Source organism: Paraburkholderia sp. GAS448 (assembly GCF_050435685.1).
In the GTDB taxonomy this organism is placed as follows: Bacteria; Pseudomonadota; Gammaproteobacteria; order Burkholderiales; family Burkholderiaceae; genus Paraburkholderia.
This window is the reverse complement of the sequence record NZ_JBNDKT010000004.1, coordinates 39611-63360: the sequence shown is the minus strand read 5'-3', so window position 1 is coordinate 63360 and position 23750 is coordinate 39611. Positions and strand designations below refer to the sequence as shown.

19 protein-coding genes are annotated in these 23750 nt (G+C 62.8%); 13 read left to right on the top strand and 6 right to left on the bottom strand.

Features of this window, described 5'->3' with window-relative positions; genetic code table 11:
- The 5 genes from P3T23_RS09050 (at window position 1) to P3T23_RS09030 (ending at window position 8367) form a co-directional block, all read left to right on the top strand.
- Entirely contained in the window at window positions 1-1962 is a 1962-nt protein-coding gene (locus P3T23_RS09050) for a beta-galactosidase (protein WP_429315838.1), read from the top strand.
- 69 nt (window positions 1963-2031) lie between these two features.
- Window positions 2032-3258, top strand: coding sequence for an ABC transporter substrate-binding protein (locus P3T23_RS09045; protein WP_429316218.1), 1227 nt, complete (start codon window positions 2032-2034; stop codon window positions 3256-3258).
- An 82-nt stretch (window positions 3259-3340) separates the two neighbouring features.
- Window positions 3341-4273: a carbohydrate ABC transporter permease gene (locus P3T23_RS09040; RefSeq protein WP_429315837.1), complete on the top strand. Its 933-nt coding sequence runs from the start codon at window positions 3341-3343 to the stop codon at window positions 4271-4273.
- A gap of 11 nt (window positions 4274-4284) precedes the next feature.
- Window positions 4285-5136 (top strand): carbohydrate ABC transporter permease, encoded by an 852-nt coding sequence (locus P3T23_RS09035; RefSeq protein WP_429315836.1) that lies wholly within the window; start codon window positions 4285-4287, stop codon window positions 5134-5136.
- 156 nt (window positions 5137-5292) lie between these two features.
- Window positions 5293-8367: a transglycosylase domain-containing protein gene (locus tag P3T23_RS09030; RefSeq protein ID WP_429315835.1), complete on the top strand. Its 3075-nt coding sequence runs from the start codon at window positions 5293-5295 to the stop codon at window positions 8365-8367.
- Here P3T23_RS09030 and P3T23_RS09025 read toward each other — a convergent pair.
- The 5 genes from P3T23_RS09025 to P3T23_RS09005 form a co-directional block, all read right to left on the bottom strand.
- Complete coding sequence (locus tag P3T23_RS09025; protein WP_429315834.1) at window positions 8361-9581, bottom strand: ROK family transcriptional regulator; 1221 nt, start codon at window positions 9579-9581, stop codon at window positions 8361-8363. The genes P3T23_RS09030 and P3T23_RS09025 overlap by 7 nt on opposite strands.
- A 28-nt stretch (window positions 9582-9609) precedes the next feature.
- Window positions 9610-10407, bottom strand: a complete 798-nt coding sequence (locus P3T23_RS09020) for an ATP-binding cassette domain-containing protein (RefSeq protein WP_429315833.1) — start codon at window positions 10405-10407, stop codon at window positions 9610-9612.
- A 20-nt stretch (window positions 10408-10427) separates the two neighbouring features.
- Window positions 10428-11405, bottom strand: coding sequence for an ABC transporter permease (locus P3T23_RS09015; RefSeq protein WP_429315832.1), 978 nt, complete (start codon window positions 11403-11405; stop codon window positions 10428-10430).
- A 102-nt stretch (window positions 11406-11507) separates the two neighbouring features.
- Window positions 11508-12512 (bottom strand): sugar ABC transporter substrate-binding protein, encoded by a 1005-nt coding sequence (locus P3T23_RS09010; RefSeq protein ID WP_429315831.1) that lies wholly within the window; start codon window positions 12510-12512, stop codon window positions 11508-11510.
- Window positions 12513-12645: 133 nt separating this feature from the next.
- Window positions 12646-12921 carry a hypothetical protein gene (locus tag P3T23_RS09005; protein WP_429315830.1) on the bottom strand — a complete coding sequence of 92 codons (276 nt, stop codon included), beginning with the start codon at window positions 12919-12921 and terminating at the stop codon, window positions 12646-12648.
- 145 nt (window positions 12922-13066) lie between these two features.
- Here P3T23_RS09005 and P3T23_RS09000 point away from each other — a divergent pair, with 145 nt between their 5' ends.
- Together P3T23_RS09000 and P3T23_RS08995 are read left to right on the top strand one after the other, a co-directional pair.
- Complete coding sequence (locus P3T23_RS09000; protein WP_429315829.1) at window positions 13067-14716, top strand: FAD-dependent oxidoreductase; 1650 nt, start codon at window positions 13067-13069, stop codon at window positions 14714-14716.
- Between the two features lie 88 nt (window positions 14717-14804).
- Window positions 14805-15269: a nuclear transport factor 2 family protein gene (locus P3T23_RS08995; protein WP_429315828.1), complete on the top strand. Its 465-nt coding sequence runs from the start codon at window positions 14805-14807 to the stop codon at window positions 15267-15269.
- A 41-nt stretch (window positions 15270-15310) separates the two neighbouring features.
- Here the strand turns inward: P3T23_RS08995 and P3T23_RS08990 are convergent, their stop codons facing one another.
- Window positions 15311-16771: a mechanosensitive ion channel domain-containing protein gene (locus tag P3T23_RS08990; RefSeq protein ID WP_429315827.1), complete on the bottom strand. Its 1461-nt coding sequence runs from the start codon at window positions 16769-16771 to the stop codon at window positions 15311-15313.
- 320 nt (window positions 16772-17091) lie between these two features.
- Here P3T23_RS08990 and P3T23_RS08985 point away from each other — a divergent pair, with 320 nt between their 5' ends.
- From P3T23_RS08985 to P3T23_RS08960, 6 genes are all read left to right on the top strand, one after another.
- Window positions 17092-18057 carry a LysR family transcriptional regulator gene (locus P3T23_RS08985; protein ID WP_429315826.1) on the top strand — a complete coding sequence of 322 codons (966 nt, stop codon included), beginning with the start codon at window positions 17092-17094 and terminating at the stop codon, window positions 18055-18057.
- Window positions 18058-18229: 172 nt separating this feature from the next.
- Window positions 18230-18721: a hydroxyquinol 1,2-dioxygenase gene (locus P3T23_RS08980; protein ID WP_429315825.1), complete on the top strand. Its 492-nt coding sequence runs from the start codon at window positions 18230-18232 to the stop codon at window positions 18719-18721.
- Window positions 18722-18758: 37 nt separating this feature from the next.
- On the top strand, window positions 18759-19754 hold the full coding sequence (locus tag P3T23_RS08975) for a hydroxyquinol 1,2-dioxygenase (RefSeq protein WP_429315824.1): 996 nt from the start codon (window positions 18759-18761) through the stop codon (window positions 19752-19754).
- Window positions 19755-19859: 105 nt separating this feature from the next.
- Entirely contained in the window at window positions 19860-21323 is a 1464-nt protein-coding gene (locus P3T23_RS08970; RefSeq protein WP_429315823.1) for an aldehyde dehydrogenase family protein, read from the top strand.
- Window positions 21324-21329: 6 nt separating this feature from the next.
- Window positions 21330-22388: a maleylacetate reductase gene (locus P3T23_RS08965; RefSeq protein WP_429315822.1), complete on the top strand. Its 1059-nt coding sequence runs from the start codon at window positions 21330-21332 to the stop codon at window positions 22386-22388.
- Between the two features lie 41 nt (window positions 22389-22429).
- A complete protein-coding gene (locus P3T23_RS08960; protein WP_429315821.1) occupies window positions 22430-23731 on the top strand; it encodes an ABC transporter substrate-binding protein in 1302 nt (433 codons plus the stop codon).
- Window positions 23732-23750: the final 19 nt, after the last annotated feature.

The window sequence follows — 23750 nt, the reverse complement described above, 5'->3', positions numbered from 1 at the left end:
ATGCGTTTAGGAGTCTGCTATTACCCGGAACATTGGTCGCCCGCCATGTGGCGCGACGACGCCGCGCGCATGAAGGCACTCGGCATCGAGCGCGTCCGGATCGGCGAATTTGCGTGGAGCCGCATCGAACCGGAACCGGGCGTATACCGATGGGACTGGCTCGATGAAGCGGTCGACATTCTCGGCGCGGCCGGCCTGCAGGTCGTGATGTGCACGCCGACCGCAACACCGCCGAAGTGGTTGATCGACCAGCATCCGGATATTCTCGCGATCGGTGCCGACGGGCGGCCTCGTGCGTTCGGCTCGCGACGTCACTACGATTTCTCGTCGCCCTCGTACTTCGAGGCGGCACGCGTGATCTGCGAAGCGGTGGCGCGCCGCTATGGTTCGCATCCGGCTGTCGCGTTCTGGCAGACCGACAACGAATACGGTTGCCATCACACCGTGGTCAGCTATTCTCCTGCGGCGGCCAGGCGTTTTCGCGGCTGGCTCGCCACGCGCTACGGCAACATCGATGCGTTGAACGAAGCATGGGGCACGGTGTTCTGGAGCATGGAATACCGCAGCTTCGACGAAATCGATCCGCCCATCGGCACCGTGACGGAAGCGCATCCGTCGCATCGGCTCGACTATCGGCGGTTCGCATCTGACGAAGTGGTGCGGTTCAACCGTATGCAGACGGAGATTCTGCGCCAGCATTCGCCGGGCCGTCCCATCGCGCATAACTTCATGCAACTGTTCACGGAATTCGATCACTACAAGGTCGCCGCCGACCTCGACATCGCAAGCTGGGACAGCTATCCGCTCGGCGCGCTCGAAGAGCAATGGTTCGCGCCTGAAATCAAGGCGCGCTTCCTGCGCACCGGCCATCCGGATTTCGCGTCGTTCAATCACGATGTGTACCGCGGCATGTCGAAGCAGCCGTTCTGGGTGATGGAGCAGCAGCCGGGCCCGGTGAACTGGGCGATGTGGAATCCGGCGCCGCTGCCGGGCATGGTGCGCCTGTGGAGCTGGGAGGCATTCGCGCACGGCGCAGGCTGTGTGTCGTATTTCCGCTGGCGGCAGGCGCCGTTCGCGCAGGAACAGATGCATGCAGGGCTGAACACGCCGGACAACCAGCTCGACATAGGGGGTGAAGAGGCCGCGCGCGTGGCGCAGGAGATCCGTGCCATCGTGGCGGCTGATGGTGAGCCGCAGGTCCGCTCCAAAGTTGCGCTGGTTTACGACTATGAGGCGAAGTGGCTCTTCGAGATCCATCCGCAGGCCGCCGATTTCCACTATCCGCGTTTCGCGTTCGAGTATTACTCGGCGCTGCGTTCGCTCGGTCTCGATGTCGACGTGATTCCGTCGGACGCGTCGTTCGATGGCTACCGGATGATCGTTGTGCCGCCGCTGCCAGTCGTCGCCGATGACTTCGGTGCGCGGCTCGTGGCAAGCGGTGCGCAGGTCGTGCTGGGTCCGCGCACCGGGTCGAAAACACGCGATCTGCAGATTCCCGCGAACCTCCCGCCCGGCGCACTTGCCGATGTCCTGCCGATGCGCGTATGGCGTGTCGACTCGATGCGCCCGAACGTCAGCGTGCCCGTAGCGGGCAGCGACGGCGCACTGCAAGGCACGGCTCACCACTGGCGCGACCTGTTGCAGGCAGCATCCAGTATCGATGTGCTCGCGCGCTTCGACGATGGTCATCCGGCGTTCGTGCGGCATGGCTCGCTACACTACTGCGCGAGCCTGTTCGACGACGCACTGACGCAACGCATCTTCCAGCAGGTAGCCAGGGCGGCGCAACTCGATGCTGCGCCGCTCGCAGAGACGGTCCGCGTGAGCCGGCGTGGCGCGCTGACTTATGTTTTCAACTACGGCGATACCGCCCACACGATCGACAACGTCCGTGCGGACGCGTTCGTGATCGGGTCGTCGTCGGTCGAACCGCAGGGCGTGGCGGTCTTTCGCGCCGCATAAGATTCCATCACCCATCAGGAGACAGGCATGACAAGCACGAAAAGTGCGGTACGCAAAGGGCTGATCGGCATGATGCTCGCAGCCGCGGGACTAACGATGATTGCCGGCAACATTGCCCACGCGGGCACGCTCGCCGTCAACATCGCATTCAAGGGCGCGAGCCAGCGAGCCGTCTGGCAATCTGCCATCGACGAATTCAAGAAGGCGCATCCGGATATCGACGTGAAGGTGTCGTTCGTCGATGAAGAGGCGTACAAGGTGCAGTTGCCCGGCTGGCTGTCGACGGTCGCACCGGACGTCGTGAACTGGCACGACGGCGAACGCATGGCGTACTACGCGCGACGTGGTCTGCTCGAGGACCTGACGAACGACTGGAACAGGGACAACTGGAACGGCATGTACGCGTCGACGAAGGAAGCGTCGTCGTATAAGGGCAAGCAATACGCGGCGCCGACCGTGTACTACGCATGGGGCATGTTCTATCGCAAGGACCTGTTTGAAAAGGCGGGCATCACCAGCGAGCCGAAGACGTGGGACGAGTTTCTCGAAGCATCGAAAAAGCTCAAGGCCGCTGGCATCACACCCGTTGCCGTGGCGGGGCGCGACGCATGGACGCTCGCAGGCTGGTTCGATTACCTCGACCTGCGCATCAACGGCAATGCGTTCCATCAGAAGCTGATGGCGGGTGAAGTACCTTACACCGATCCGCGGGTGAAGAAGGTCTACACGACGTGGAAGCAGTTGATCGACGATAAGGTCTTCATCGACAACTCGCTGTCATACGATCTCGATGCGGCACAGCCGTTCCTGTTCCAGGGCAAGGCCGCGATGATGCTGATGGGCACGTTCATCACCGGGGGATTTCCGGCGGACGTGAAGCCGAAAATGGGCTTCTTCCAGTTCCCGATCATCGACCCGAAGGTTCCGACCGCTGAAGATGGCCCGGTCGAATCGCTGCATATTCCGTCGAAAGCGAAGAACAAGGCCGACGCGCACACCTTCCTCGCCTTCATGGAAACGCCCGAGATCAGCGCGAAACTTGCGCAGGGACTCGGTTCGCTGCCAGGGAACAGCAAGTCGCCGGAACCGGACGATCAGATTTCGAAGATCGGCTTCCAGATCCTGTCGAACACGAAGGGCGGCATCGCGCAGTTCTATGATCGTGACATGACCAAGGAAATGGCTGACGAAGGCATGAAGGGCATGCAGCAGTTCATGTCCGACCCGACGAAGATCGACGAAATCCTCGCTCAGCTCGAAACGACGCGTCAGCGGATCTACAAGAAGCAGTCGTAGTACAGCACGATACCGGTATACGTGTGCCGCTTCACGCATACCGGTATCGCTGGCAATCGAAGAGGCCGTAGAGGTAATCGTCATGAAAACTGTCTCGACCCGCAGCGTGGAGGTGGACGTGCCGCAGGCGGCCACGCCGCACCTGGCGAAGAGGCGCGCGTCGCCCAGTGCCAGGCAGCAGCGCCGTGCGGCCTTTCTGTTCCTTGCGCCCGCGTGCATCATGGTCGCGATCTACGTGGTATATCCGATTCTGTCGTCGCTCACGCTCAGCCTCTACAACTGGGACGGCATGACGGACAAGGAGTTCATCGGTCCTGGCAACTACATTGAATTAATGCATGCGCCGACCTTCTATACGGCGTTGAAGAACAACGTGCTGTGGCTGGTGCTCTTCATGCTCGCGCCGCCGATGGGCCTTGCGATTGCGCTGTATCTGAATCAGGCGGTGCGCGGCATCCGCATCGTGAAGTCGCTCTTCTTCGCGCCGTTTGTGCTGTCCGGCGTGGTGGTGGGGCTGATCTTCAGCTGGTTTTACGATCCGACCTTTGGCTTGCTGAAAGTGATCCTCGGGCACGGCGTTCCGGTTCTCGGCGATCCGCGCTACGTGACGTTCGGCATCATCTTCGCGGCGCTCTGGCCGCAAACCGCTTACTGCATGATCCTGTATCTGACCGGGCTGACGACCCTCAGTTCGGAACAGCTCGAAGCCGCGCGGATGGAAGGCGCCAAAGGCTGGGCCATGCTGTGGCACGTCGTGCTGCCGCAATTGCGGCCCACCACCTTCATGGCGATCGTCGTGACGGTGATCGGTGCGCTGCGCAGCTTCGACCTGATCGCCGTGATGAGCGGCGGCGGCCCCTTCGAAAGCTCGACGGTGCTCGCCTATTTCATGTACGACCAGGCGATCAAGTATTACCGCCTCGGCTATTCGGCCGCGATCGCCGTGGTGCTGTTTGCGATCGTGCTGGTTTATATCGGCTTCCAGTTGCGCCGCATGGTGCGCGAAGAGCAGTAAGGAGACACGCCATGTACCCGCTTCCCGTCGAGAAATGGAAACCGGCCAACCGTGCGCTGTACAAGATGTCGCTGCCGGTCGCGCTGTTGATCTGGCTGCTGCCGATGATCGCCGTGCTCGTGACTTCCGTGCGCTCGACCGACGAGCTATCGAGAGGCAATTACTGGGGCTGGCCCGAGCACATCTCGCTGATCGCCAACTATCGCGAAGCGCTCACGACGTCGCCCATGCTTCACTACTTCTGGAACAGCTGCCTGATCACGATTCCATCGGTGATCGGTTCGATCACGCTGGCCGCGATGGCCGGCTTCGCACTGGCGATCTATCGCTTTCGCGGCAACATGCTGCTGTTCGGCACGTTCGTGGCCGGCAATTTCGTGCCGATCCAGATCCTGATGATTCCGGTTCGCGATCTGTCGCTGCGGCTGGGCCTGTTCAATACGCTCAGCGCGCTGATCCTGTTTCACGTTTCGTTCCAGACGGGCTTCTGCGCGCTGTTCCTGCGCAACTTCATCAAGCAGTTGCCATTCGAACTCGTCGAGGCGGCGCGCATCGAAGGCGCGAGCGAATGGACCGTGTTTTTCCGCATCGTGTTACCACTGATCCGCCCCGCGCTCGCGGCGCTCGGGATTCTCGTCTTTACCTTTGTCTGGAACGATTACTTCTGGGCGCTGTGCCTGACGCAGGGCGACGACGCCGCGCCGATCACCGTCGGCGTCGCGGCGCTCAAGGGGCAATGGACGACGGCGTGGAACCTGGTTTCCGCCGGTTCGATACTGGCGGCGCTGCCGTCGGTGGCGATGTTTTTTGCGATGCAGCGGCAGTTCGTCGCCGGGCTCACTTTTGGGGCAACCAAAGGCTAGATCCGGCCGCTGAAAGGCGTTTGCCATGGGCGTGCCAGCCGTGTGTTGCGCAGCGCACACTCTCGGGTAACTCCGGACCGGGCACTTTTTCCATGAAGTATTAGACTAATGGGAGGTGCTTTTTGCGGCCAGGCCCTTACCAGGGGAGAAGCCGTCATGAATCGGCCGGTGGTTCGGATTCCGCTTCGCTTGACCGGTGCCCGTTCGGTCTGGAAGTGGTTTAAATGGCTGCTTGCAGCAGCTTTCCTTGTCGCCCTTGTCATCGGGGTGCGCTTCGCGCAGATCGAAATCGAGACGTCGCGCCTGCAGGCGCGCTACCTGTCCGAACTGACGCGCGATATCGCCTTCACCGTCGCCGACGGTCCCAGCGACAGCATCCGTTTTCCGTCCGCCGGGCCGTATGACGAGCGGCTCGGTTACGCGTGGCTGCCTTCCTTCGAACAGCGTCTGGCTGAGCGCGGCTTTGCTGTCGCGACCCAGGCGCGCGATTCCGAAAAAATGCTTTCACTCGCCGACGAGGGCCTCTTTCTTCCCTACGAAGAAAAGGATCAGGCGGGGCTCAGGCTCTTCGACGCCAACGGCACGCCTCTTTTCGGTGCAAGCTACCCCGGCAGGATTTACTCGGAATTCGACGAGATTCCGCCGCTCGTGGTCGATTCGCTGCTCTTCATCGAAGACCGCAATCTGCTCAATGCCGACCAGCCGAATCGCAATCCGGCGCTCGACTGGGGCCGTTTCAGCCGGGCGCTGGTCGATCAGGGGGTACGGGTTTTCGACCGCCATCAGCAAACGCCCGGCGGAAGCACGCTGGCGACCCAGATCGAGAAATTCCGCCATTCGCCGGACGGCAAGACGGGCACGCCGATGGAAAAGCTTCGGCAGATCGCTTCCGCTTCAGTGAGGGCGTATCTCGACGGGCCGCAGACGCTGCCCGCGCGACGGCAGATCGTCGTGCATTATCTGAATTCGGTGCCGCTGTCCGCGAAGGCGGGCGTCGGTGAAATCAACGGCATCGGCGACGGACTTGCCGCATGGTATGGCCGCGATTTCGACGAGGTCAATCGCATCCTGAGGGAACCCGTCACCGAGGATACGCTCGGCGAGCAGGCGCTTGCGTTTCGCGAGGTGCTGTCGCTGATGATCGCGCAGCGCGCGCCGTCGTACTTCCTTCGCAGCGGTAATGCGGAACTCGGCAGGTTGACGGACAGTTATCTGCGCTTATTGGCGGGCGGCGGCATCATTTCCGCGTCGCTGCGGGATGCGGCACTCGCGGCGTCCCTTCAACTGGACCGCACACGTGTGATTCATCCGCCGATGTCCTACGTGTCGCGCAAGGCCGTCACGTCGTTGCGGGCGCAATTGCTGTCGGCGCTGGGTGTACGCAACTTCTACGATCTCGACCGGCTCGATGTCACGGCACGGGCGACGCTCGACGACGCGGTACAGCAGGATGTGAGCGCGCGGCTCGCGAGCGCCGGAACGCGCGACGGGGCGAGCGCCGCCGGCCTGTATGGCTTCGAGATGCTGCGCACGCACGACGATCCTTCGAAAATTGCGTACAGCTTCACGCTGTTCGAGCGGCGTGGCACTGAAAACGTGCTGCGCGTGCAGACGGATAGCCTTAACCAGCCTTTCGACGTCAATCAGGGCGCGCGCCTTAACCTTGGCTCGACGGCGAAGTTGCGCACGGTCATCACTTACCTGCAGATCATGACGCAACTGCACGAGCGCTATGCGTCGTTAAGCGCGGCCCAGTTGCGCGCGGTCAAGCCCGACAGGCAGGACGCGTTGACGCGCTGGGCTGTCGATTATCTGGCGCACACGTCCGACCGTTCACTGCAGCCGATGCTGGCTGCCGCAATCGAACGGAAATACTCGGCGAATCCTGGCGAGACGTTCTTTACGGGCGGCGGGGCGCAGACCTTCAATAATTTCGAATCGAGCGACAACAGCCAGATCCTGACGGTGCATCGCGCCTTCCAGCATTCGGTGAATCTGGTGTTCGTCAGGTTGATGCGCGACATCGTGCACTACGAGACGATCGAGGTGGCGGGGCCGACATCGCTATGGCTGGACGATCCGGCTTCGCGGCATCTCTACCTGACGCGCTTCGCCGATCAGGAAAGCCAGGTTTACATGAAGCGTTTCTACACGAAGTATCAGGGCAAGACGCCGGATGATGCGCTCGCGCTGCTTCTCCGTAATGTCCACAAATCGCCGCCGAAGATCGCCACCGTCTTGCGCAGCGTGGCGCCTGACGAGCCGCAGGCGTGGTTCGACGTGCAGATGCGGGCCGCGCTGAAGAAGACGCCTGCCGCGTCTCTATCGGATGACGATCTTGCGAAGCTCTATGTCAAGTACGGTATCGACCGCTTCAATCTGAACGACCGCGGCTATATCGCGAGTGTTCATCCGCTGGAACTGTGGACGCTCAACTATCTGCGCAGCCATCCAGCGGCGAAGCTTGACGAGGTGCTCGACGCGAGCCGCCCCGCGCGTACGGACGCCTATTCGTGGCTCTTCAAGACCCGCTATCACGCCACGCAGGACCGGCGCATCAGGCGGATGGTGGAACTGCAGGCGTATGCGGCGATAGGGCGGTCATGGCGCGAGCTGGGTTACCCGTTCGCTACGCTGACCCCTTCCTATGCGTCTGCAATCGGCGCATCGGGCGACCGGCCCGTCGCGCTTGCGCAGTTGATCGGCCTGATCGCGAACGGTGGCAACAAGGTGCCGACGCACAGCATTGCGGAACTCGAGTTTGCAAAGGGCACGCCCTACGAAACACGCTTCACCCATGCGTCGATTGCGCCGCAGACGGCCTTGCCGCCAGAAGTGGTCGATACCGTGCACGATCTGCTGCGCGACGTCGTAACGGGTGGAACCGCAAAGCGTCTGGCGCAGGGCATGACATTCCCGAATGGGCGCACGTTCGAGGTGTACGGCAAGACTGGCACCGGGGATCAGCGCTTTAACGTGTTCGCCCGCGGCGCGCGGCTGATCGAGTCGCGCAAGGTCAACCGGAGCGCGACCTTTGTGTTCGTGATCGGCGATCGTTTCTATGGCTCCCTGACCGCGTGGGTTCACGAGCCATACGCGGCGCACTATGACTTTACGAGCGCTCTGGCGGTGCAGTTGCTCAAGTCGCTGGCACCCGCGTTGCAACCGTTGCTTGCTTTGCCGTCGGACAAGGGCGAGGCGGCAAAAGTGACTGTGCGCACGGATCAATAATCGACGTTCACGGCAGGCTTCAGAAACAGTTCGTGCATCGGCGCGAAATGCGCGTACAACGGCAGGATGGCCCCGCCCATCGCGCGCGCGTCGGCGCCGATTGCGCCTTCCAGCAGTTGGGGGCGCGCCATGCCCTCCCATTCGAAGCGATCGAGCACGCGCTCCGTGCGACGGATGATTTCGCGCACCAGTTGCCGGTCGAACTCGCCGTCGATCACCACCGCTTCGAGATCGAGCAATGCCGCTGCGTTGGTCAATGCCGATGCGATGGCCGGGCAGGCCGTGTCGAGCCACTGTTCCGTCAAACGCCACAGGTCCGGAGATAAGGCGCGATGATCGTGCGCGGCCGCGGGCGGTGCGCCGGCATCCGTGAACAGCTTTTCGAGCACGAAGCCTGAGGCCGCATGCAGCAGCTGCCGCGCGGGCTTCGAGCCATCGCGGGCAAGCGGGATCGATCCCACTGCGCCCGCATTGCCATGTGGCCCGCCGTGCAACCGTCCGTCGATCACGAGGCCGCCGCCAATGAACGTGCCGACAAAAAGGTAGAGAAAATTGTGAATGCCGCGCCCCTGGCCCATCACCAGTTCGGCGGCGCAGGCGGCTGTCGTGTCCTTGGCGAACTCGACTGGCAGCCCGGTCAATGTCTCGATGCGCGAACGGATGTCGATGTCGTTCCATGCGTTGAGCGCGTCGGGCGGCGCGCCAAGAAAATCACGCCAGCCTCCGAGCCACAAAGGCGCGGCCACGCCGACACCGACGACTTTTTTGGCGCGCGCGCCGAGCGCTTCGTTCGTGCGCGCGAGCCTGCTTTCCAGCGCCGGAAACAGCGTGACGGGATCGGGATACGCGTACTCGAACACATCGCGGCTGCACACGTGGCCGGTAAAATCCATCGCCAGCACGTCGAGGCTGCGGCGCCCGACCTTGATGCCGATCGTGAACGCGCCATCGGGACGCAACGCGATCGGCACCGACGGTTGCCCGATTCGCCCCCGCACGCGCGGCTGTTTCGCGAGCAGACCATCATCGATCAGGCGCTCGACGATCATCGAGACGGTCTGCATCGACAGCCGCGTGAGCCTCCCGACGTCGGCCTTCGGCAATGGACCATGCAGCCGGATCGCCTGCAGGACGATCCGTTCGTTGAACTGACGCATGCCGACCTGATTCGATCCGACCGTGCGTTTGAGCGGCGAGCGGCTACCGGTATCCATCGTCAAAGGCCGGTGAGGGGGCGGTGCATCATGCGATCGCCTTCACGTCCGCTTCCTTCGCGCCGGTCATGATCGCGACGGCCTCGGACATGTGGATGTCCGCGCGGTTGACGAGCGCGGCGCGCCGGCCAAGCCGCTGGATGTGGATGCGATCGGCGACTTCGAACACGTGCGGCATGTTGTGGCTGATCAGGATCACGGGCAAGCCGCGATCGCGAACGCGCCGGATCAGTTCGAGCACCATGTTGCCTTCCTTCACGCCGAGCGCCGCAGTGGGCTCGTCGAGAATCACCACGTGCCGCGCGAACGCCGCGCTGCGCGCAACAGCGACACCCTGGCGCTGTCCGCCTGACAGCGTTTCGACGGCCTGCCGCATCGAACGGATGCCGATCTGCAGGCCCTTCATGTGCGCGGTCGCTTCTTCCAGCATGCGGCGTTTGTCGATCATCTTGAGGATCGAGCCGCGCCAGCCAGGCTTGACCAGTTCGCGGGCAAGAAACAGGTTTTCCGCGATGCTCATCGCAGGAGCAACAGCGAGTTCCTGATACACGGTTTCGATGCCCTGTTCGCGTGCATCGAGCGGGCTGCGGAATTTCACTGCCTTACCGTCGAGCAGGATCTCGCCTTCGTCGGGCACGGTTGCGCCCGAAAGCGCCTTGATCAGCGAAGATTTGCCGGCGCCGTTATCGCCGATGACAGCGAGAATCTCGCCGGGCAACACTTCGAAATCGCAGCCGTCGAGTGCGGTGACATGGCCATAACGCTTGATGAGTCCGCGTGCCTGCAGAACCGGCGTGGCATTGGAGGCGGTGTGAGTAGTCGACATGACAGATTCCCTCGTTCGCGTTAGCGGCGATGTGACAGTTTGTCGGCGGCAACGGCGAGAATCACCAGCATGCCGGTAATCAGCACCTGATACACCGAGGACACCCCAATCAGCGTGAGGCCGTTACGGAAAACGCCGACGATCAGCGCGCCCAGCAGCGTCCCCACAATCGACCCACGCCCGCCAAAGAGACTCGTGCCGCCGAGCACGACCGCGGTTATGCTGTCGAGGTTTTCGGTTTGCCCCGCCTGCGGATCGCCCACGCCGGTACGCGATACCGACAGCAGCGCGGCAATCCCGTAGATCGCGCCGGCCAGCGTGTACACGGTGAGCAGGATCTTTTGCGACGACAGGCCCATCAGCCGTGCCGCTTCGGCGTTATTGCCGAGTGCGTAGAGGTGTCGTCCAGGCACCGTATCGCGCAGCACGAACCAGGTCAGCAGATACATCAGCAAGGTGAGCACGGTGCCGTAGGTCACCTCGGCCGGCCCGATGCTGAACGTGTTGCCGAAGAACATCATGGCGTCCGGCAGGTTCGACACGCTCTCGGCGTTCGAATAGATCTGCGTGAGCGCAAACGCGATGTTCAGCGTACCCAGTGTCACGATGAACGCGGGCAGCTTGATGCGCGTGATGAGCACGCCATTGAGAAGGCCAAACGCCGTGCTGGCCGCGACGCCGCAGAGGATCGCGAGGACTGGCGGCACGCCGAGCACGACGGCGAACTTGGTCATCACGATCGAGCCGAACGCCATCAACATCCCGCATGACAGATCGATGCCGCCGGTGAGAACGATCAAGGTCTGACCGATCGCGATGACGGCGACGACCATCGTTTGTTGCAGGATCAACGAAAGATTCTGGAACGACAGAAAGCGGTTGCTCTGCGAGATGAAGAACGCGCACGCAAGCAGGAGCGCGAGCAGGGGGCCGATTTCAGCGAGAGAAGGCAGGCGATCGCCAAGGCGGCGAGCGCCGGTAGCCGACGGAGTGGACATGATCTGATTCCTCGATGCAACAGCGTGGCAGGTGACCCACGCAAACAAATCCGCTAACGAATCCTGTCAGGGCCCGCGGGCGCGGGCCCGGTTGGAGCGGTGTTACTTGTTACCCCAGCAATTGTCGAGACCGAACTTCGAGTCCTTGCTGTCGACACCCGACATGGGTTTGTCGGTGATCAGCGTGACGCCGGTGTCGTGATAGCCCGTCGCCTTCTTGCCGGTCTTGGCGTAGTCGACGCCAGCGGCAACGCCGAGCGACGCCATCTTCAGCGGATACTGCTGCGACGTTGCCGCGATGGCGCCACCCTTCACGTTGCGCACGCCTTCACAGCCGCCGTCGATCGAAACGATCATCACGCTCTTGTCCTTGCCTGCTGCCTTCAGCGCGCGCCAGGCGCCTGCCGCGGCCGGCTCGTTGATCGTGTAGACGACGTTGATATCGGGCGACTTCTGCAGGCAGTTTTCCATCGCCGTCTGGCCCTTCGCCTGGTCGCCGCGCGTATCCTGGCTGCAGACGATGGACGCGTCGCCTTCCTTCACGCCGAAGCCCTGCAGGAAGCCGTTATGCCGCAGCACGCCGACCGATACGCCAGGCGCCAGGTCCAGCGTGGCGATCTTCGCGGGCTTGCCTGCCATCGCCGCTTTCGCGTATTCGCCGATGAGCACGCCGGCCTTGAAGTTGTCGGTGGCGAAGAGGGCGTCGGTGGCGTCCTGCGGGTCGGTTGGCGTGTCGAGGGCAATCACGAGCGCGCCGGCCGCGCGCGCCTTCTTGATGCTCGGCACGATGGCCTTCGTGTCGCTCGGGGTGATCAGGATTGCCTTCGCGCCGGCCGTCAGCATGTTTTCGATCGCCGTGACCTGGCTCGCGTTATCGCCGTCGAACTTGCCGGCCGCGCTGATCAGCTTCACGCCGTCCTTTTGCGCTTCGGCATCGGCGCCCTGTTTCATCTTGACGAAGAACGGGTTGGTGTCGGTCTTCGTGATGAGGCCGATGACAGGCTGGTCGGCGGCGTGCGAAGCACCCGCACACCACACGGCCGTGGCGGCCACGCACATCGATACGATTCGTCTTGCGACAGGGTGCCTGCTTGAATTCAGATTCATGGGGGACGCTCCTCCGGGTTGTTGACAGCGACGTTTCGAACTGACGGTCGACTCAATGACAGCGGGCGCTGATGACGCCTCTCGATATCGCGCCCGGTGGATACGGCTGGAAACCGGGGCGCTTGTGACTAAATCACTTTGTTTTATTTAGTACAGCAGCCAGGCCCGGGCGTGTCAAGAAAGGAGAAATGCTGCAGCGCGCAATGGCGTTGCCGTCGGAGAGGCTGGAACGCCCGCCACGTAAGGCGTCGAGCGATGTCGTGCGGTGCCTGCCGGCGCCGGTCTGGTTGGGGTAAATCAGGATGACCGGAGGACGAATAACAGCGACCCGCCAGCCGGAATCCGGCGTCAAGGTCTTCCCTGCGTCACCTGCCAAGTACTTTCCCTGGCAGGTTTTTGAAGCACCCATCGTTCGCCATTCCCGACCCTCGAAGCATTGCCCTCAGGTCCCTCGCTCCCTACTCTTCGATGCAGAGAACGCGACCGCTTGAGCCGAAGTCATCCACAGCGAGTCCGCGCACCGGTCAGGTCGATACGCAAACCAGGAGACGTCCATGAGTGTGATGACACGCGAGACTGCCACGCCACAAGGCGCCGGAAAGTTCGATGAGCAGTTCGACATCGTGGTGGTGGGGGCGGGAGCTGCTGGCCTCGCTTGCGCATTGTTTGCAGCCTGGCAGGACAACAAGGTCCTGCTGCTGGAGAAGGCGCCGGAGCTGGGTGGGACGGCGAAGAAGGCCGCGTTCTGGTACTGGGTGCCGAACAACCGGCCGATGCGTGAACTTGGCATCGAAGACCGGAAGGAGGATTGTCTGCGCTACATGGCCCGTCTATCGAGGCCGGAAACGTACAGCCCGGAACTGCCGCGCTTCGGTATGACGCAGTGGGAGTTCGATATGTGCGAGGCAATCTATGACAACGCGTCGCTTGCTGCCGAGTTGCTCGCGGACAAGGGGGCGCTCGAATACCGTCACTGCCCGGATGTGCCGGACTACTGGGCCGAGTTGCCGGAGGACAAGGCGCCGAAGGGCCGCGTGCTGCTGCCCAAAGGCGCTTGCGAATCGATGTCCGATGGCGGCGCGGTGGCGGTGCGTTCAATGACTGAAGCTGCGCGCCGGGCGGGTGTCGAAATCCGCACGAGTTGCCCCGTGAAGCGCCTCGTGACTGACGGGACGGGCGCCGTTACAGGTGTCGAAGTGGATGATGCGCAACGTGGCGCGATGATCGTCAAGGCGCGCAAGGCAGTCATCTTCGGCACAGGCGGGTTCACGCACAACAAGACGATGCGCAAGAACTTCCTGAGCGCGCCCGTCTTCGGCGGATGTGCCGCGCGCACCAACGAAGGGGACTTCGTCCGTATCGGCACGGCGGTCGGCGCCGAGTTGCGCAACATGAACTATTCGTGGATGTGTCCGATCGTCCTCGAAAAGGCGCTTGACGACGATCCGGGTCTGATCGGGACGTTCTCGCCGTCAGGCGATTCGATGATCTATGTGAACCGGCATGGCGAGCGCGTCACCAACGAAAAGCTCGCCTACAACGAATCCGCGCAGGCCTTTTTTACGTGGGACCCCGCGAAGTCGGAGTATCCGAACCTCGTCCTCGCGGCGATCTGGGATGCGCGCAGTCAGCAGCACTCTGCAAGCACCGAGTACGGGCGTTTCATCGTGCCCGAAGGCGTCAACGATGCACATGTGATCAAGGCCGATACGCTCGCCGAACTCGCACAGAAGATCCGCGAGCGTGTGGCGAAGCTCGCACCGCAGATCGGCAATCTGACCTTCGGAGACGACTTCGACGCCAATCTTCCGGCGACTGTCGAGCGCTTCAACGGGTTTGCGCGTAGCGGCAAGGACCTTGATTTCGCGCGTGGCGAGCGGCCTGTCGAACTGCTGTTCAATGGCGCGACGGCACCCGGGCCAGCGTGTCCCAATCCGACGATGTATCCACTCAGCGAGAGCGGTCCCTTCTATGCAACGCTCCTGACGGGCGGCAACCTCGATACGAAGGGCGGCCCTGTCACGAATCCCGAAGGGCAGGTGCTGGACCACATGGGGCAGGCCATTTCGGGCTTATACGGCGTCGGCAACTGTGTTGCATCGGCGTCGGCGCGCGCTTACTGGGCGGGCGGTGCAACACTCGGGCCGATCCTCGCCTTCTCGTATCTTGCAGCGCGCAGCGCACACAGACAGCCGCCGCGCTGAAACACGACGTGAACTGCCCTTAGCCGCTGGGGCTCGTCGGCTGCTGCCGACGAACCCTGGCGAACGAATCCATCAACAGGAGATAACCATGGCGCTGACCACGCAAACCATGACCGACGAACAGAGAAAATCGGTAGCCATCGAGTATCTGAAGGCCTTCGACAACGGCGGCGTCACATCGACGGGAGGCAGCATCCTCGACCTCTTCGCTGACGACGCGCAGGTGTTCTTCCCCAAGTGGGGACTCGCGAGCGGGAAGGATCAGATCGGCAAGCTGTTCACCGATGTCGGCGGCACATTGAAGTCGATCGTTCACCACTATGCGCATTTCAACTGGGTATTCTCAGGAAGCGATACCGTGATATGCGAAGGGACGAGTCACGGCGAGCATCGCGACGGTCCATGGCGCGCCGGCGTGCCGGCATGGGGCGCGGGGAACTGGTGCGATGTCTTCGAGATTCGCGACTGGAAGATCCAGCGCGTCTATATCTACTTGGACCCCGACTATGCGGGCCGCGATACCGCCCGCTATCCGTGGCTCAGCCAGGACTAGCGAGCCTTGGCATAGTGCCCGGGCGCTTCGTGCGCCCCCCTTCAGGTCGTGAGTTCATGTAGCTTGCGCATGCCTTCGCGCAGCCATTCGAACACGGACCACTCGGTGTCCTTCGACGCCTCGGGTGCGACGCCGAGCTTGCGTATGGACTCTTGCCGCTCGGATAAAAGCCTGCACATGTTCTGGCCGATTTCAGGCCGGTTCTGCAGGAAGGGTGTCAGGTCGGTCTTGTCCAGGCGATAAATGACGGTCCGCGTCACGGTCGTGATTTGCGCCTGTACCGGCAGGCCCGCGAGGACACCAGCTTCGCCGATGGCGTCGCCTGGCCCGAGGCGGGTGGTTTCGACCGGGCCGCCAGACTCATCGACTGACACCGACAGGACTCCCGATTCGACGATCATCAGGTAGTCGGTAACGTCCTCGGACGCGACCACGATCTGGTCGGGCTCGTATTCGTGACGGGATAGCCGTCCGGAGAGTGCCTCCAGTTCGTCGCCCTGCAAGGTACTGAACAGTTCGACCTGGGACAGAAGCCGTTGCCGGCGGCTGGCGACGTCCCGGGCCGGCTGCGACGGTACGCCCAACGGACGCAGTTCAATGCCTGCGGCAGCAAGATGACGGTGACACAGATCGTAGAGCGCGTTGTTCACGGCTGTCTTGCGCGCCATGTCGTCGATATAGGCGGTGACCTGGTATTGGATTGAGTTGGTCGAAGCGCCCTTGACGAGTGCAAACGGCGCAGGGTCCTTCATCACCGTGCTGATTCCCGCTATCGCCCGTTCGAGCGCACCGAGGACTGTCGCCGGTCGCTCTTCAGGGGATATTTCGAGCGTAATCGTCACGCCGTGCAGGGACGAAGGCCGGCTGTTGTTGGTGATCTTGGCCTTGGCCGCAACGCTGTTGGGAACAATGACGATATTGCCCTGGGAGGTGAGCAGGTGCGTCGCGCGCCAGTTCATCTCCATAACCTTGCCTTCGACGTCGTCCACCGAAACCCAGTTGCCGATGTGATAAGGCTCGGTGGTGTTCAGCACGATGCCCGCGAACACATCGCTAAGTGTGCTCTGGATCGCAAGGCCAAGGACGATGGCAAGCGCCCCCGATGTCGCGACTAGCCCCGACACCGGCAGCCCGAGCACGAATGCGAGCGATGCGACGATAGCGGCAAGAAAGACGACCGCGCCCAGCACATCCTGGAACAGGCGCTCGCGATGCCAGTCGCGGCGCTGGAAGAGGGCGTCCAGTGTCAACGTGAGGAGGCGCGCACCGTCCAGCCACCACACAACGCCGAGGGCCTGGGCGGCGAGATGGCGTAACGGCGACTCTGGCCATGGCGCAGTGGCGAAGGGGCTTAATCCGGAGCCGAACAGCAATGCGGTAAAGACGCCAAAGATCACGAGTCTGAGCAACAGACGCACGGTATCGTTGCGCGGCCACACCAGGCGCCAAAGCACAACGTCCAGCGCGATCAATACCAGTCCAGCAACGAGCGGATCTTTCACGAGACTATTCCCCTCTGAGACGCAGCAGCGATCGTCCGGGCAGATCGTTGCATCTGCGCATGCGCTTTTCGATGTGGCTGGTTTTGCATTCTACGGTCATTGGCGCGAGTGGACTTGTTGGCGTGCAGGCGCCTTGCCGGCCTCGCCTGGTGATTTCTGGCCGGTTGCCTGCGAGGTTTGATGAAAACGTCGCCACGCCCCATGACAGCCCGTTAAGCTTTCATTTAATACGTCACGCCGCAAACGGCAGCGCCTCGCGAAACAAATTACACTTCAGTCCATCAGATCAGGCCGCGACTACAGCGGCCCCAGGAGACAGCATGGACCTGTTCATGTCGATGGAAGCGTTCGTGCGGGCCGCGGAGGCGCAGAGCTTTGCGAGCGCTGCGCGTCAGCTGGGCGTCGCCAAATCCGTCGTGACCTCGCGCGTGAAGCAGCTCGAAGAGCACTTCGGCGTGCCGCTTTTTCACCGTTCCACGCGGGCGGTGCGCCTGTCTGAACTCGGTGAGACGTACTACCGCGAATGCGCCGAACTGGTCACCAGGGTGCATGATCTGTCGGGGCGTTCGAGCGGCGCGGCCGATTCGCTATCAGGTACGCTCAACGTTCACGTATTGCCGGGCTTTGCGCTCGGGCATTTTTCGCAGACGCTTATCGAATTTCGCGCAGCGTACCCGCGCGTCGAGTTCGTGGTCACCGTCAGCGACAGGGTCATCGATCCCGTTCAGGAAGGCTTCGATCTCGCGCTGCAGATCTACCCGCCAGCGTCGAACCTGCTCGTCGAACGAAAGCTCTTTCCCGTGCGTGGCGTGCTGTGCGCCGCGCCCGGCTACCTGAAGGAAGAGCCCGTGATCGACACGCCGCTCGACCTGCTGCGGCACGACTTCGCGCGTTATTCCTACTACCCGTGGGGCGACAAGTGGCCGTTGATGAAGGGCAACGAGTGCTTCGAAATCGCCCTCAACCCGGTGCTCAAAACCAATAGCGTGCATCTGCTGCTCGAGTTCGCGCGAGCCGGCGCGGGCGTCGTCTATCTGCCGACGATGGTCGCCGCTGCCGATCTGCTCGAGCGGCGTCTGGAGCGTGTCCTGCCGGACTACGCCGCACCGCCGCTATGGCTGTCCGCTGTCTATCCGGCGTCGCATCGCTCGACGACCAAGGTCAAGGCGTTCGTCGATTTCCTGCGCGCCCGTTATCTGCGCGAGCCGCAATGGGACAAGGCACTCGGCATCGCGCCGCCCGACGACGAGACCAGGAGCGTCGGCGAGGAACTGGCCGAAGATTGAGCCCGCCCAGGCCTGCACAGGCCTGACGGGACGCCCGCCAGGTAGTTTCCCTGGCGGGTTTTTGACGCACTCATCGTTCGCGAATCCCGACCCTCAGATCATTGCCGACAGACCCGTTGCCACCTAATCTTCGATGCAGGCAAAACGCATTCACAGATCAACGGAGGCAGACATGCAACAGACCTGGTTCGGCAGCCTGGACAATTTCCGCAAGGGCTCCATCGAAATCATCAAGGGCAAGCCGGAGCATTACGCGATGTCGAACGTGTTCGAAGTCGCGAGCCGCGCAGAGCCCTGGCAGAAAATCGTCGTCGGCAAGAATCTCAAGTACGTGATCGAGACGCTGCGCGCGGAAGGTTCGTCGCCGTGGTTTGCGGCGTCGCACGACGAATTCGCAGTCGTGCTCGACGGCGAGATCGACGTGCACTTCATCAAGCCCTCAGATGGCCCGCTCGTCGATGCGCAGACGGAAGGCACGGTACGTCTCGAAGGCCAACCTTCAGGGCAGTCGATGGGCTATGTGCGGCTGCGTCGCGGCCACCAGGCGCTCTTGCCCGCAGGCGCTGCGTACCGCTTCGAAGCGGTGAAGAAAGGTGTGGTGCTCGTGCAAACGATCCTCGGACGCTGCTCGGTCGAGAAATGGGCCGACATCTGCATCCAGTGACCCTCTCTACACGATCGATCAACACACGGAGTCAATCATGGACAAAGTAACCAGACTGCAAAACGTCACCGCAAGCGAACCCGATCAGGCCACCGGCTATCGCGTATTCAAACTGGGCGACTTCGAATTCAGCCGCGACGCCTATTTCGCCACGATCAAGTGGCCCGCGAACGGTCAGACGCGTTCGCACCAGATGCACGCCGACGACTTCCTGCGCGCGATGATGCGCGACGTCGCATGGGGCTTCTTCTACGGCTGGGTCAATTTCGACGAAGTGATCGGCACGCGCAATCACTACGGCAAGGTCGACATGTACGCCGGTGCGTACAACGCGAGCTTCAAGGACGCGGGCGTCGACCACACACAGCAGTTCGATACGCCGGTCATCATGGCGACCTTCAAGGCGATCCTGAAGGACTGGGTCAACGAAGGCTTCGATCCCTTCGCCGCGCCCGAAGAGACGGGCTCTGCATTCGGCACGAAGCATGGCGACAACATCGCGGCGATCGAGCGCACCCGCATTGCGACGAAGCGCATGCCCGGTCTCGAAGGCGATTCGCCGTTGCGCGACGATCTGCCGGTCAATCGCCAGTTCGCGGACGTCGTGCAGGACGAGCCGGAGATTCACGCCGAGCCCGGTTTCGAGAAGGCGCTGCACGCGTTCAGCCTGTTCAAGTACCTGTCGCGTTCCGATGTGACATGGAATCCGTCGGTGACCTCGGTCTGCCAGCAGAGCCTGTTCTGTCCGACTACGGAAGAGTTCGTGCTGCCGGTCTTTCACGGCAACGACCGCGTCGAGTGGTTCCTGCAACTGTCCGACCAGATCATCTGGGACGTCGCCGACAAGGATAGCGGCGAGCCGCGCGCGCGCATCACGATGAACGCGGGCGATATCGCCGCGATGCCCGCCGACATCCGCCACAAGGGCTACTCGCAGAAGCGTTCGATGCTGCTGGTGTGGGAGAACGCGACGCCCGATCTGCCGAAGCGTTACGAAAGCGGCGAACTGCCGCCGTACCCGATCCAGATCTAACTTCCCGGCATCCTCCGCTCGTCGATCGAACGGCGCCAGACCGCTGGCGTTGCGGGGGATGTCACGTCCAGGCTTTCAGCCAGGTCTCACTCGTGCAGGACTGACATGCAAACGCAACTCTTCATCGGCGGCCGCTTCGTGCCCGCTGCAAACGGCGAAACGCTCGCCACCCTGAATCCGCATGACAACTCGGTGATCGCCGAGGTCGCGATGGCCGGCCCCGCCGATGTCGACCGCGCCGTCGCGGCTGCGAAGGCAGCATTTCCGAAGTGGAGCAAGCTCGCCGCGATGGAGCGGGGCCGTCTGCTGCTGAAACTGGCCGACGCCATCGAGGCGAACGGCGATGCGCTCGCCCGGCTCGAATCGCTCGACACCGGTCATCCGATCCGCGACACCCGTAATCTGGATGTGCCGCGCACGGCGGCCACGTTCCGCTATTTCGGCGGCATGGCCGACAAGTTCGAAGGCTCCGTGATTCCGGTCGAGCAGGGCTTTCTGAACTATCTGACGCGTGAACCGGTCGGGATCGTCGGGCAGGTGGTGCCGTGGAATTTCCCGCTGATGTTCACGAGCTGGAAGATGGCGCCGGCGCTGGCGGCAGGCAACTGCGTGATCATGAAGCCCGCGGAGTTGACGCCGCTGTCCAGTCTCGCGATTGCCGCACTGATGGCGGAAGTCGGGTTTCCCGAAGGGGTCGTCAATATCCTGCCGGGGCTGGGTCACGTGGCGGGCCAGTACATCGCCGAGCATCCGGAGATCAGCAAGGTCGCGTTCACCGGTTCGACGGCGGTCGGCCGCAAGATCGTGCAGGCGTCGAGCGGCAACCTGAAGAAGGTGCAGCTCGAACTGGGCGGTAAGGGCGCGAACATCGTCTTCGGTGACGCCGATATCGATGCGGTCGTGCAAGGCTCTGCATTCGCGATCTTCCATAACCAGGGGCAGGCGTGCATCGCGGGCTCGCGGATGATCGTGCATGAATCCATCGCCGAGGAAGTGCTGGAGAAGTTCGCTGCATTGAGCCGCACGATCCGCATCGGCGATCCGCTCGACCCGTCGACCGAAATGGGCCCGCTCACGTCGCGGCAGCATCGCGACCGCGTGCTGTCCTACGTGGACATCGCGCGGGAGCAGGGCGGCCGCGTGCTGGCCGGCGGCAAGGCGCCCGATGCGGCGGCGCTGGCCAACGGCTGCTATGTCGAACCGACTATCGTCGCCGCGAAGCCTGAGGACCGGGTGTCGCAGGAAGAGGTGTTCGGCCCGTTCATGACGGTCACCACGTTCCGCACCAATGAGGAAGCTCTCGCGATCGCGAACGGCACCGAGTACGGTCTGGGCGCGGGTCTCTGGACGCGCGATCTGCAACGGGCGCACCTGATTGCGCGCGAGATTCGCGCCGGCATGGTGTGGATCAACTGCTACAAGCGCGTGAGCCCCGCATCGCCGTTCGGCGGGGTCGGCGCGAGCGGCTATGGCCGGGAGATGGGCTTCGAAGCGATGCGCGAATACACGCAGCCCAAGTCGGTCTGGGTCAATGTGGACGCGCAGATTCCCCCTTACTACCCGCGCTGAACCGCCATGCAACCCTTCGTCTACAACGGCCTGCCTTCGCGCGTGATCTTCGGTGCGGGCAGCCTCGCGCAACTGGGCCGCGAGATCGAACTGCTCGGCGCAACCCGCGCGCTCGTGCTGTCCACGCCGCAGCAGCGCGCCCAGGCCGAGGCGCTCGCCGGGCAACTGGGTGAGCGCGCAGCGGGTGTGTTTGCCGAAGCCGTCATGCACGTGCCGGTCGAAACGGCACGACAGGCGCGCGTTTTCGCAACCGAGGTCGGAGCCGACTGCGCGATTGCGATTGGCGGCGGATCGACCACAGGTCTCGGCAAGGCCATCGCACTTGAAACATCGCTGCCGATCATTGCGATCCCGACGACTTACGCGGGCTCCGAGATGACGCCGATCTACGGCCTGACCGAAGGCGGCGTGAAGAAGACCGGTCGAGACCTGCGCGTGTTGCCGAGGACGGTCATCTACGATCCCACGCTCACGACATCGCTGCCGCCCGCGCTGTCGCTCACGAGTGGCATCAACGCTATCGCGCATGCGGCCGAAGGGCTATACGCGCAGGATGCGAACCCGATCGTGAGTCTGATGGCGGAGGAGGGCATCCGGGCGCTAGGAAATGGCTTGCCGCTCGTCATGGACGACCCCGGCAACCTCGCCGCGCGCGCCGATTGCCTGTACGGCGCGTGGCTGTGCGGCGCGGTGCTTGGGAGCGTCGGCATGGCGTTGCACCACAAGCTGTGTCACACGCTGGGCGGCACCTTCAATCTGCCGCACGCGGAAACGCACACGATCGTGTTGCCGCATGTGCTCGCGTATAACCGCGACGCCGCGCCGGAAGCGATGAAGCGCATCGCGCGGGCTTTGCGTGCCGACGATGCCGCGCAAGGGGCCTTCGATCTCGCCCACGACCACGGTGCGCCGACCGCGCTGAAAGACATCGGCCTCACGGCAACCGATCTGGACGTGGCGCTCGATCTCGCATTGAAGAATCCGTACTGGAACCCGCGGCCGGTCGAACCTGCACCACTGCGAGCGTTGCTTGAAGCCGCATTCGAGGGGCGAAGGCCGACGTAGCCACACGCACTCGCACACACACATAAATACAGGAGACAACCATGGACGGACATTCCTTCGATGCCGGCAGGCGCCGCTTCGTCACCCTCGCGGCCGGCGGCGCGCTTGCCGCGTCGACGTCGGTGCTGTCGCCGCTGGTATTCGGCGCAGGCGCGCGCACGCTCAAGATCGGCTACGTATCGCCGCAAACCGGTCCACTCGCGCCGTTCGGCGAAGCCGACCGCTTCACGATCCAGCAGATGCAGACGGTGCTGAAGAACGGCATCGTCATCGGCGGCAAGCCGTATCCGGTATCGATCGTGGTGAAGGACAGCCAGTCAAATCCGAATCGCGCGGGTGAAGTCGCGAACGATCTGATTCTCAAGGACAAGGTCGACATCATGCTGGTGTCCGGCACGCCTGAAACGGCGAATCCCGTCAGCGACGTCTGCGAGCTGAACGAGATGCCGTGCGTGTCGACCGTGGTGCCGTGGCAGCCGTGGTTTTTCGGCAGGAAAGGCGATCCGAAGAAAGGTTTCCGCTTTACGTATCACTTCTTCTGGGGTCTGGAGGACGTGATCGCTGTCTACACCGGCATGTGGCAATCGGTGCAGACCAATCGCAGCGTGGGCGGTCTGTTTCCGAACGACGGCGACGGCAACGCATGGGGCGACGCGAAACTCGGCTTTCCTCCCGTGCTTGCGCAAAAGGGCTTTGCGTTGAAAGACCCTGGCCGCTTCCAGAGCATGACGCAGGACTTCTCCGCGCAGATTTCATCGTTCAGGCAGGCGAATACGCAGATCGTGACCGGCGTGGTGATTCCGCCCGATGCGAAGAACTTCCTTGTGCAGGCGCATCAGCAAGGGTTGAAGCCCAAGGTGATCTCGATCGGCAAGGCACTGCTGTTTCCCACCTCGATCGAGGCGCTCGGCGATCTCGGCGATGGCCTTTCGACCGAAGTGTGGTGGTCGCCGTCGCATCCGTTCAAATCGTCGTTGACGGGCCAAAGCGCGCGGCAAGTCGCGGACGATTACGAACGGGCCACCTCAAAGCAGTGGACCCAGCCAATCGGCTTCGCGCACGCGCTGTTCGAAATCGCAGTCGATGCGTTGAAACGCGCGAAAGACGTCGACTCGAACGAAGCGATTCGCGACGCCGTGGCGTCGACGAAGCTCGATACGCTGGTCGGGCACGTGGCCTGGGGTAGCGGGCCGGTGAAGAACGTCGCGAAGACGCCGCTTGTCGGTGGCCAGTGGCTCAAGGCACAGGGACCCGGGCAAAGGCATCCCTTCGATCTGACGATCGTCAACAACCAGCTTGCGCCTGCCGTGCCGCTCGGCGGCCCGCTCAAGCTGATCGCCTGACCTGTGCGTGGAGAACTGC

Coding starts and splice junctions, on each gene's coding strand:
- P3T23_RS09050 (WP_429315838.1), top strand. CDS start 1: ATGCGTTTAGGAGTCTGCTATTACCCGGAACATTGGTCGCCCGCCATG.
- P3T23_RS09045 (WP_429316218.1), top strand. CDS start 2,032: ATGATGCTCGCAGCCGCGGGACTAACGATGATTGCCGGCAACATTGCC.
- P3T23_RS09040 (WP_429315837.1), top strand. CDS start 3,341: ATGAAAACTGTCTCGACCCGCAGCGTGGAGGTGGACGTGCCGCAGGCG.
- P3T23_RS09035 (WP_429315836.1), top strand. CDS start 4,285: ATGTACCCGCTTCCCGTCGAGAAATGGAAACCGGCCAACCGTGCGCTG.
- P3T23_RS09030 (WP_429315835.1), top strand. CDS start 5,293: ATGAATCGGCCGGTGGTTCGGATTCCGCTTCGCTTGACCGGTGCCCGT.
- P3T23_RS09025 (WP_429315834.1), bottom strand. CDS start 9,581: ATGGATACCGGTAGCCGCTCGCCGCTCAAACGCACGGTCGGATCGAAT.
- P3T23_RS09020 (WP_429315833.1), bottom strand. CDS start 10,407: ATGTCGACTACTCACACCGCCTCCAATGCCACGCCGGTTCTGCAGGCA.
- P3T23_RS09015 (WP_429315832.1), bottom strand. CDS start 11,405: ATGTCCACTCCGTCGGCTACCGGCGCTCGCCGCCTTGGCGATCGCCTG.
- P3T23_RS09010 (WP_429315831.1), bottom strand. CDS start 12,512: ATGAATCTGAATTCAAGCAGGCACCCTGTCGCAAGACGAATCGTATCG.
- P3T23_RS09005 (WP_429315830.1), bottom strand. CDS start 12,921: ATGGGTGCTTCAAAAACCTGCCAGGGAAAGTACTTGGCAGGTGACGCA.
- P3T23_RS09000 (WP_429315829.1), top strand. CDS start 13,067: ATGAGTGTGATGACACGCGAGACTGCCACGCCACAAGGCGCCGGAAAG.
- P3T23_RS08995 (WP_429315828.1), top strand. CDS start 14,805: ATGGCGCTGACCACGCAAACCATGACCGACGAACAGAGAAAATCGGTA.
- P3T23_RS08985 (WP_429315826.1), top strand. CDS start 17,092: ATGGACCTGTTCATGTCGATGGAAGCGTTCGTGCGGGCCGCGGAGGCG.
- P3T23_RS08980 (WP_429315825.1), top strand. CDS start 18,230: ATGCAACAGACCTGGTTCGGCAGCCTGGACAATTTCCGCAAGGGCTCC.
- P3T23_RS08975 (WP_429315824.1), top strand. CDS start 18,759: ATGGACAAAGTAACCAGACTGCAAAACGTCACCGCAAGCGAACCCGAT.
- P3T23_RS08970 (WP_429315823.1), top strand. CDS start 19,860: ATGCAAACGCAACTCTTCATCGGCGGCCGCTTCGTGCCCGCTGCAAAC.
- P3T23_RS08965 (WP_429315822.1), top strand. CDS start 21,330: ATGCAACCCTTCGTCTACAACGGCCTGCCTTCGCGCGTGATCTTCGGT.
- P3T23_RS08960 (WP_429315821.1), top strand. CDS start 22,430: ATGGACGGACATTCCTTCGATGCCGGCAGGCGCCGCTTCGTCACCCTC.